This window comes from Clostridium mobile, from assembly GCF_018918285.1.
GTDB lineage: Bacteria > Bacillota > Clostridia > Clostridiales > Clostridiaceae > Clostridium_AW > Clostridium_AW mobile.
In genome coordinates, this window is the sequence record NZ_JAHLQF010000002.1 from 1,128,549 (window position 1) to 1,137,742 (window position 9,194).

13 protein-coding genes are annotated in these 9,194 nt (G+C 28.5%); 12 read left to right on the forward strand and 1 reads right to left on the reverse strand.

The window, feature by feature from the left end; genetic code table 11:
- The first annotated feature begins 287 nt into the window (after window positions 1–287).
- From KQI86_RS11600 to KQI86_RS11625, 6 genes are all read left to right on the forward strand, one after another.
- Window positions 288–503 carry a hypothetical protein gene (locus tag KQI86_RS11600; protein ID WP_216439496.1) on the forward strand — a complete coding sequence of 72 codons (216 nt, stop codon included), beginning with the start codon at window positions 288–290 and terminating at the stop codon, window positions 501–503.
- A 279-nt stretch (window positions 504–782) separates the two neighbouring features.
- A complete protein-coding gene (locus KQI86_RS20585) occupies window positions 783–968 on the forward strand; it encodes a universal stress protein (RefSeq protein WP_425514366.1) in 186 nt (61 codons plus the stop codon).
- Window positions 969–1,128: 160 nt separating this feature from the next.
- Window positions 1,129–1,299: an aspartyl-phosphate phosphatase Spo0E family protein gene (locus KQI86_RS11610; protein ID WP_216439497.1), complete on the forward strand. Its 171-nt coding sequence runs from the start codon at window positions 1,129–1,131 to the stop codon at window positions 1,297–1,299.
- Between the two features lie 128 nt (window positions 1,300–1,427).
- Window positions 1,428–1,604 (forward strand): Spo0E family sporulation regulatory protein-aspartic acid phosphatase, encoded by a 177-nt coding sequence (locus tag KQI86_RS11615; RefSeq protein ID WP_216439498.1) that lies wholly within the window; start codon window positions 1,428–1,430, stop codon window positions 1,602–1,604.
- 229 nt (window positions 1,605–1,833) lie between these two features.
- A complete protein-coding gene (locus KQI86_RS11620) occupies window positions 1,834–2,727 on the forward strand; it encodes a M28 family peptidase (protein ID WP_216439499.1) in 894 nt (297 codons plus the stop codon).
- A gap of 98 nt (window positions 2,728–2,825) precedes the next feature.
- A complete protein-coding gene (locus KQI86_RS11625) occupies window positions 2,826–4,271 on the forward strand; it encodes a DEAD/DEAH box helicase (protein ID WP_216439500.1) in 1,446 nt (481 codons plus the stop codon).
- Between the two features lie 92 nt (window positions 4,272–4,363).
- Here KQI86_RS11625 and KQI86_RS11630 read toward each other — a convergent pair whose 3' ends face one another.
- Window positions 4,364–4,618: a GIY-YIG nuclease family protein gene (locus KQI86_RS11630; RefSeq protein WP_216439501.1), complete on the reverse strand. Its 255-nt coding sequence runs from the start codon at window positions 4,616–4,618 to the stop codon at window positions 4,364–4,366.
- A 552-nt stretch (window positions 4,619–5,170) separates the two neighbouring features.
- Between KQI86_RS11630 and KQI86_RS11635 the strand changes: the two genes are divergently transcribed.
- The 6 genes from KQI86_RS11635 to KQI86_RS11660 all read left to right on the forward strand — a co-directional run bounded on the left by KQI86_RS11635 (window position 5,171) and on the right by KQI86_RS11660 (window position 9,013).
- Window positions 5,171–5,587 carry an EamA family transporter gene (locus KQI86_RS11635; protein WP_216439502.1) on the forward strand — a complete coding sequence of 139 codons (417 nt, stop codon included), beginning with the start codon at window positions 5,171–5,173 and terminating at the stop codon, window positions 5,585–5,587.
- A gap of 87 nt (window positions 5,588–5,674) precedes the next feature.
- Window positions 5,675–6,199 (forward strand): GNAT family N-acetyltransferase, encoded by a 525-nt coding sequence (locus KQI86_RS11640; protein WP_216439503.1) that lies wholly within the window; start codon window positions 5,675–5,677, stop codon window positions 6,197–6,199.
- A gap of 36 nt (window positions 6,200–6,235) precedes the next feature.
- Complete coding sequence (locus KQI86_RS11645; protein ID WP_216439504.1) at window positions 6,236–6,994, forward strand: hypothetical protein; 759 nt, start codon at window positions 6,236–6,238, stop codon at window positions 6,992–6,994.
- A 71-nt stretch (window positions 6,995–7,065) separates the two neighbouring features.
- Complete coding sequence (locus tag KQI86_RS11650) at window positions 7,066–7,779, forward strand: class I SAM-dependent methyltransferase (protein WP_216439505.1); 714 nt, start codon at window positions 7,066–7,068, stop codon at window positions 7,777–7,779.
- Window positions 7,780–7,878: 99 nt separating this feature from the next.
- Complete coding sequence (locus KQI86_RS11655; RefSeq protein WP_216439506.1) at window positions 7,879–8,433, forward strand: GNAT family N-acetyltransferase; 555 nt, start codon at window positions 7,879–7,881, stop codon at window positions 8,431–8,433.
- A gap of 52 nt (window positions 8,434–8,485) precedes the next feature.
- Complete coding sequence (locus KQI86_RS11660) at window positions 8,486–9,013, forward strand: GNAT family N-acetyltransferase (RefSeq protein WP_216439507.1); 528 nt, start codon at window positions 8,486–8,488, stop codon at window positions 9,011–9,013.
- Window positions 9,014–9,194: the final 181 nt, after the last annotated feature.

The window sequence follows — 9,194 nt, forward strand, 5'->3', positions numbered from 1 at the left end:
ACTAAAGAAATAAAAATTGAAAAAGAAGAGCAATAATCTTCTTTTTTATTCTGAAAACAAAAGGAAGATGCTTAAGAAAGATATTATTTAATATATGGTTTTTAAATAATAGGGAACATTATATTGATGTCAATAATATATTAGTAATAAGAAAGAACCTAAACTTAAAGCAGTTACTGTGATTAAAGATACAGAATTGACTCCATAAGGAAGGTTCTTTTTATATAAAATAAAAAGAATAATAAAGATTTATTATGGATAGCCTAATACTAAAAGAGGTGAAGGCTATGGCAGATAAAAAAGTAGGAGATTTAGATAATCTTGAAAACGCTGCTGAAAACACCATTGCTTCCTTAGTGAATATGGGAGTGTTTAATCAAGCAATATCAGGAATATCACCAATTACACTATTAACTCCTCCACCACCATATTTTGAACCAAATGCGAATAATAGTGAAGATAATGAAGAAATTAATCCAGAAAAAGATACTTTTAAAGAATAATATATAGATAAGAGAGGCATTATAAATGCCTCTTTTTTAATTAAAAAATATGTGGATACAATGGCTAAGTTAATTATAACAAAATTCACATATATATGATAAAAAGGAAAATAATCTGTTGTATAGAAGTATATTAAAATATAGAGTATTATAGAAGGGTGTATTATAAATTTAAAAAATGAAGGTTCTAATACCCTTGGATGTTACAGAAAGAAGTATGCACTCTCTTGACTGATTACAAGAAAAATTACTGATTACGAAGTTGAAAAATATATTACTATGGGATATGCTTCAAATGAAATACTAAAAAAATCTAAAGAAGATAATTATGATATAATAATTATGACTAAATCCACTAAAAAAGGATTAACTAGAATGATTGGTTCAGTAACATCAAAAGTAGCTAAGCAGTCACAATGTTTAGTTATGATTGTTCTTGAATGGTATTTTAAAATAATTAATTAGAAGGTAGAAACCCTGTAATAGAAAATTACAGGGTTTTGCTTTTGTGCAAATAGTAAAAAATATTAATAAATTTATATGCTAAAATTTTTTTATTCATACATATATTTAACAACTATAATATCCCGATTTTGATAGTATCAAATAAGAAAGGAGGGGTATTATGGAAGTTAAAAAACTTATGAAGAAAATTGACGCACTTAGGAAGTACATGTATGAATTAATCGAAGAAAAGTCAGACCTAGTGGACCCGGAAGTAGTTGCAGCAAGTCAAATGTTAGACTCGGCTCTTTATGAGTACTACAAAGTTCTTGAAAAGAAAAAAGATAAGTAGTAACTAAAAAAAGGGGAGGGGTTAAAGAACACCTCTCCTCCTTTAAATGATGCTTTGATTGATTAATAAATACATTTAGTATATAAAAAATTTTCATTTGGATAAACTAACATTAGGAGGTGACTGATTTGTCAGAAGTAGAAGATTTATTGAAGGATGTTAATATCCTAAGGGAGAAATTAGAATATTTAATAGATAAAAAGAATGGTAATCTTATTGATCCAGAGGTAGTAGCAGCCAGCAAAGTATTAAATGCTGCACTAAACAGATATAATGAGCTTATAGAGGAGAAGATGAAAAAGTAGCCTAAGGGCTATTTTTTTATGATTGAAGAATAATATCAAATACATATCTCCAGTTTTTTTCTCTTAGCTAATACAAAAGGCCATAAAATATAGTTACTTTATTCACTAATATTTAGCAAAGACAAATGTTATAATTGTTAGTGAGTAAATTTTATAACATAAATTTTGTAATTTATATTAGCATACTTATGTTATACTAATAAATTAATAGAAAAGTGCGAGGTAAATTATGGGACAATTTTTAGAAGACTTGAAAGATAATATTACTAAGACCTATGGAATAAGATTTTTTCCTAAGCAAAAGAAAAAATTTTTAAAATATGTAGAAGATGAACTTGAAAATTTAGGATTTGAATATACTGTAATAAAAGGAAATTTGGTAGTTGGAAATGTAAATGAGGCAGAAACTATATTTACAGCACATTATGATACTCCAGGGATTATGCCTCATTGGATGAATTATATTATGAAACTATCAGGCCACACTAGACAAATTACCATGGGAATATTGATCTTTGTAATAATTTCAATTCTAAATTATTTCAATCTTAATATTATAAATAATATATTATTTTTGTGGTTTATAACTATTTTAATTCCAAATAGGAATAACTACAATGATAATTCATCAGGAATAGTAACTTTGCTTAATATAGCTAATGAAATTTGCAACAATGATAATTATAAGCATAAAAAGAATAAAATAGCGTTGGTGCTTTTTAATAATGAAGAGTGGGGATTGCTTGGGTCAGCATATATGAAAAAACATTGGACAAGCAACGGATTTTTATTAGAAAATAAAAAAATTATAAATATAGATTGCGTAGGAACAGGGGATAATGTTATGATTACCCATGGAAAGAATGAGAAATTAGCAGAAAATATAGAAAGGGTTTTAATGGAATCTGGCAAAGGAAAAGAAGTTATAAAATATAAATATAAGCTAGTACCTCTATCCGATGAATATAACTTTAGAAAGTATAATATATCAGGAATAATATTCTGCAATAAGAGCTTAATTCCTGGGGGATATTATATTCCACTAGTACACTCATATAAAGATAAGGTATTAGATTTAGAAAATGTAGTGTGGCTTACAGAAGAATTATTGAAAGTGGTTTAATATTAGCCACTAATATTTAGAATATGTAACATTGAGTATGATAATAATAAGCAATAACTAATATTAATAAAAACACTAATGATAAAGAGGTAAAACTAATGAAAGAATTAAATTTTAAAGACTTCCATATAAGTGAAGAAATATTAAAGGCTTTAGTTAAATTAGGTTATGAAGAACCTACAAAAGTGCAAAAGGAAGTTATTCCAGAGGCATTAAATGAAAGAGATATAATAGTTAAATCAAAAACAGGAAGCGGTAAAACTGCCTCCTTTGGTATTCCCATATGCGAAAAGGTGGAAGTGGAAAAGGGAAAACCTCAAATACTAATAATTACTCCAACTAGAGAATTGTGTATTCAGGTAAAGGAGGATATATCTAATATTGGAAGGTTTAAAAAAATAAGATCTACAGCAGTCTTTGGGAAGCAGTCATTTGTCACTCAATCAAGGGAGTTAAAACAAAGAACTCATGTAGTAGTAGGAACTCCAGGAAGAACTTTAGACCATATTGATAGAGGGACTTTACAATTAGATGAGATTAAATATCTGGTTATTGACGAAGGGGATGAAATGCTCAATATGGGATTTATTGAGCAAGTAGAGTTGATTATTAATAAGTTACCTTCCAACCGAGTGACCATGTTATTTTCTGCGACAATACCAGAAGAATTAGAAAACCTATGTAAAAAATATATGAAAAATCCTATTACAATAGAGGTTACCCCAGAGGAAGTCACAGAAGGAAACATAGAACATATACTTTACGAAGTTGAGGATAAATATAAGCCTAGAGTCTTAAATAAAATAATAATCACTGAAAATCCAGACAGCTGTATTATATTCTGTAGAACCAAAGAGAACGTCGATAATGTGTATAATGGACTTAAAAATAAAAATTATCCCTGTGGCAAAATTCATGGTGGAATGATGCAAGATGAGAGACTAGAAGCCATGAAAAGATTTAAAAGAGGAGAATTTATATACCTAGTAGCTACTGATGTAGCGGCTAGAGGCATTGACGTAGAAGAAGTAACTCATATAATCAATTATGACCTACCTATGGAGAAGGAAAGCTACGTCCATAGAACAGGAAGAACAGCTCGTGCTGGTAAAGAAGGAAAGGCTATAACCTTTGTAACACCATATGAAGATAGATTTTTGAAAGATATAGAAGAGTATATAGGATTTTCTATACCTAAAGTAGAGGAGCCTATGGAGTATGAGGTTGAGAGTGCCAAAGAAGCCTTTTTAGAAAAAATAAAAGCTGCACCAAAAATAAAAAAAGATAAGAGCAGAGAATTAAATAAAGATATTATGAAAATATACATAAATGCTGGTAAAAAGAAAAAGATAAGACCAGGAGATATTGTAGGAGGTATTACAAGCATTCCAGGAATCACTGCTGATAATATTGGAATAATAGATATACAAGATAATATTTCCTATATAGATATACTAGAAGGAAAAGGGAAAGTTGTATTAGAAGGCTTAAAATCTGTAACCATAAAAGGTAAGATTTTAAAAGCAGAAAAAGCAAGAAAATAAGGCAGATGAAATAACTAGTATGCTGACGAATTATTTTTAGAGATACCTAAGTAAAAAAAATAGCCATTGGAGAATATCAAAATCTCATATGGCTATTTTTTAATGGAAAAGTTTTTAATCAACATAAGCTTTTCATTTCTTCTAAATTGCTTAATTTTATACTCCCTCTTTTGGGCAGATATCTTGTCCTCAAATTCTTCGAAATAAACAAGTTCTACAGGTAATCGACAACGGGTATATTTAGCCCCCTTACCCTTAGAGTGCGTTTCTATTCTTTTATTCAAATCAGTAGTCCATCCAGTATACAAAGTACCATCTGAACATTGAAGTATATATACATAGCACATATTAATCACCAAGGTTATTATATCACAGTGCATAACTCTTTATCTATTAACATATTTCAGTTTTAAACAATATAAATAAAAAAAATATATATAAAATATATATGTATTTTTATATAACATACATCAATGGGTAATTACTAACGCAATGGTTTTACTTGCAGAAATTCAATAAAACAGCCATACTATATATAGATATAATATATACCTAATTTTCCCATAAGTACATGAATAATTGAAATTGTTAAGAATTTATTTGTACTGCATGTAGAAGGTTAATGGATAAATCATTAAAATAAAGTAGATATAGTATATGTAGGAAGAAGGGAATAGAATATGATTTTTGGAGCTATAGAAGCAGGAGGAACAATTTTATTCATTATTTTAATTTTAATTTTTTTATCTAAAAAAATAAGAAGGCAGCACTACATAAATGAGCATAGCATTAGTTGATGATAAACTCGCTGGATGTATTACTCTTCGCAAGATTTCTGAAGAAATACGTGAGATGAAAAGATTATATATTTTAAATTGTATTATGGAGGTATTAAAAATATGTGGAAGTTATTCGCAATATTATCAGCGTTATTTGCTGCGTTGACATCAATTCTTGCCAAAATTGGTATAAAGGGTGTGGATTCTAACCTTGCTACAGCAATTCGTACAATTGTTATTATATTTTTATCATGGGGAATTGTATTTGCAACTGGTGCACAGAGTGGAATTAAAAGTCTAACAAAACAAAACTGGACGTTTTTAATCCTATCTGGATTAGCAACAGGTTTATCATGGATATTTTATTATAAAGCAATATCTCTTGGTAATGTATCACAGGTTGTGCCAATTGATAAATCTAGCATTGTTCTTACACTAATATTATCTTTCTTCATATTAGGAGAACAATTTACTGTAAAAACTTTAATTGCTGGTTTACTCATCACCGCAGGTACATTTGTAATGCTATGGAAATAGATTATTTAAGATAAAATTACGTCACAATTATTAAACATTGTGTATTAAAATCAAGGTTTAACTTTATTTGAAAGTGAGTTGATTATTTTGAACTATAGATTACTTGAGAGGTCAGAACTTAAACTATTAGGTGAAATTGATAGAAGAGAAATTGTAAATGAAGTTTATTATTTTAGAGGTGATAAACTTGAAATAGTAAATGAATTTTATAATATTGAGGGCTGGATTTTGAAAGAACTCCATGAATATATTGATAGATTACAAGGTATATATGATAGAAATGGAACTATATATGGGGCCTTTGACGATAAAACAATTGTAGGTTTAGGGGCTTTAGAAAGCAAATTTATTGGAAGAAATAATGACCAACTTAAACTTGATATGTTATATATAAGTAATAACTATCGTAAAAATGGTATAGGTAAAAATTTAGTGAATTTGCTATCTAAAAGAGCAAAAGAATTAAATGCTAAAAGTCTATATATATCTGCTACACCATTTAAAAATACAGTAGATTTTTATTTTGCTATGGGTGCAAAAGTGACAAATGAGATAAATAAAGATTTATATGAATTAGAACCTTGTGATATACATATGGTCTTACAATTATAATTATATATTGTTCTTTAGTAAATAAGGGGGGGCAAAATGTTTAAATTAGATCACTTTGTAATAAATATTGATGTGGCTTACCAATCTAATTCGAAAATTATTGAACAAATAATAAATTCTGGATTTCCCTATGAGCCTAAGTGGGGAAAGGGAACTAAAGGGTTTAAAGCATCAAATTTATGGATTGGAAATGAATATTTTGAGATGATAAATATCTTAAAACCTGATGGTGGAGGATGGAAAGAAGATTGGGTTAAATTATATAACCAAGGGCATAGAGAGATGATTTGCCTTATGTTAGATACAGATAATATTAATAGAGTTTATGATTTGTTAAAGAAAAGGAATATTGAAATTACAACTCCTGAATTTCTAAAGTTTAAGTGGTTTTTTAATATATTTACTCGAACAATGCCATGGGAAAATAGTTATATTAATTTTTTTCAAGGAATTCCTTTACAAATTGGAATACAACAAATGAAAGATCAGAAATCTCGTGAGTTTATGAATCAGTATATGGTTCCTAATAGTAGAGATAACAAGATTGTTGGCATAAGTAAGGTTGTAGTTAAAGGTCCTTTTACCATAGAGGATATTAAATTAATAAATGATATTTTTTATGAATCCATTATAGATAAAAATCCAATTACTATTAAGTTAGATAAAGGACAAACGTTAATGTTTGAAGAAAATGATAAATATCATGTTGATGTTTTTACTCAGTGTAATAATGAAACTTTTTATAGTAAAAATATAACTATAGAAAATGTTACTTTATATAATGGGATTTTATAAATGTAATACAAATAAAATATACCACTTTGATTGATTATATTAAAAATAATAGAAAGTAAGGTGTATTAATGATGTTAAGCAAAATTGATTCAGAAATCATTAGGACGGAAAATGATGTATTTGTTATGTTGGACAATCTATTAGACAGAAGAGAAAGTGAATGGTGGGATAAGTTTTATTCTGATAAGGATAAACCGATTCCATTTTTTAAAAATGCTCCCGATGAAAATCTTGTTTCATATGTGAAGAGGGGGCTATTTAAACAAGGAAAAGTACTTGATATTGGTTGTGGATATGGTAGAAACTCTTTTTATCTTGCAAAAGAGGGGTTTGAAGCTCATGGATTAGACATTTCGACAACTTCTATAGAATGGGGAAAACAAATAGCAAAAGAGCAATCTATAAAGGTAAATTTATTATGTGAATCTATATTTAATTTTGAAGCTAAAGCAGAGAGTTTTGATTATATATATGATAGTGGTTGTCTCCATCATATAAAACCTCATAGAAGAAACCTGTATCTAAAAACCATTTTAAATTATTTAAAACCAGAAGGATATTTTGGTATGACATGTTTTAATTTAAAAGGTGGAGCAAACATATCTGATTACGATGTTTATAGAGAGTGTTCAATGCATGGAGGAATTGGATTCTCTGAATATAAAATAAAAAGTATTTTAGAGACTTATTTTAAAATAGTTGAATTTAGAGAAATGAAAGAAAGCATTGATGATAATATATTTGGAAAAAGTTTTCTTTGGACAGTATTAATGAAAAAGAAATAAAATATTTAGATCTATATTGTAAAGTCATTTTTAGTGAATTTGATTTAGGATGGATAAAAGAGATTATCGTTAGGTATAAAAAATTGGGGGGTAAGACATATGCTAAATCATTTAGGAACAAAGGTCTTAGAAACTGAAAGGCTTATATTAAGGCCTTTTAGGAAGGAGGACGCTAGAGATGCATATGACAATTGGACATCTGATTCAGATGTCACTAAATATCTAACATGGACAATTCATGAAGATATAGAAGTAACAAAAAAAGTACTTGAAATATGGATTGATGAATATATTGCTTATGAAAACTATAATTGGGGAATAGAGTTAAAAGAGAGGGGAAGTATAATAGGTTCGATTTGCCTTATGAATATTAATAATTATAAAGAGAATTGTGAAATTGGATATTGTATAAGTAAAGATTATTGGAATAGAGGTATAACAACTGAAGCTTTTTCAAGAGTAATTAAATTTGCATTTGAAGAAGTTGGATTTGAGCGTATAACTGGTAGACATCATATAAACAACTTAGCCTCAGGGAAAGTTATGGAGAAATGTGGATTGAAATATGAAGGAACTTTGAGAAAAATTACAAAAAATAATACAGGATTATTAGTTGATTGTAAATATTATTCTATATTAAAGGAAGAATTTTAATAAGTTAATAAAAGAATCAATGTAATTTAACTTCAGAAAGGAGCATTTTAACATGAATATAATCATAAGACAGGAAACTGAAAAGGATTATAAGATATCGGAGTATATTATAGAAAAAGCATTTGAAGATGTTGAGTATAGCGATCATAAAGAGCAGTTTTTAGTTGAAAGATTGAGAAAAAGTGACGTATTTGTACCAGAACTTTCCCTAGTTGCAGAACTTGATGGAGAAATTGTGGGACATATTATGCTTACAAAACTTCTTATTAAAAATGATGAAGAGGAGTATGAATCGTTGGCATTAGCTCCTGTTTCGGTGCTACCACAACATCGAAATAAGAGTATCGGCAGCAAACTAATCATTGAAAGCCTGAGAATTGCAAAAGAGCTTCAATTTAAGTCAGTAATTGTTCTAGGGCATGATGAATATTATCCGCGATTTGGATTTAAACCTGCAGGCATATGGGATATAAAGCCTCCTTTTGATGTACCAAAGGAATCATTTATGGCATTAGAACTTGAAAGTGGTAGCCTTGTTAATGTGTCAGGGATTGTAGTTTACCCAAAAGAATTCCTTTAACTTAGCTTTAGTACATTCTATAGAGAAATAATTACCACATAAAAATACCGTAAAATTCATTTTGAACTGCACCCTGTCAAGTAGACAGTGAAAATAACAAAAATTGACCTAACCGGTCAAAGCTCTAAATTCCATTGGGCTTAGGCCGTTTAATCTTTTTTGTAGTCTCTTAGTATTATAG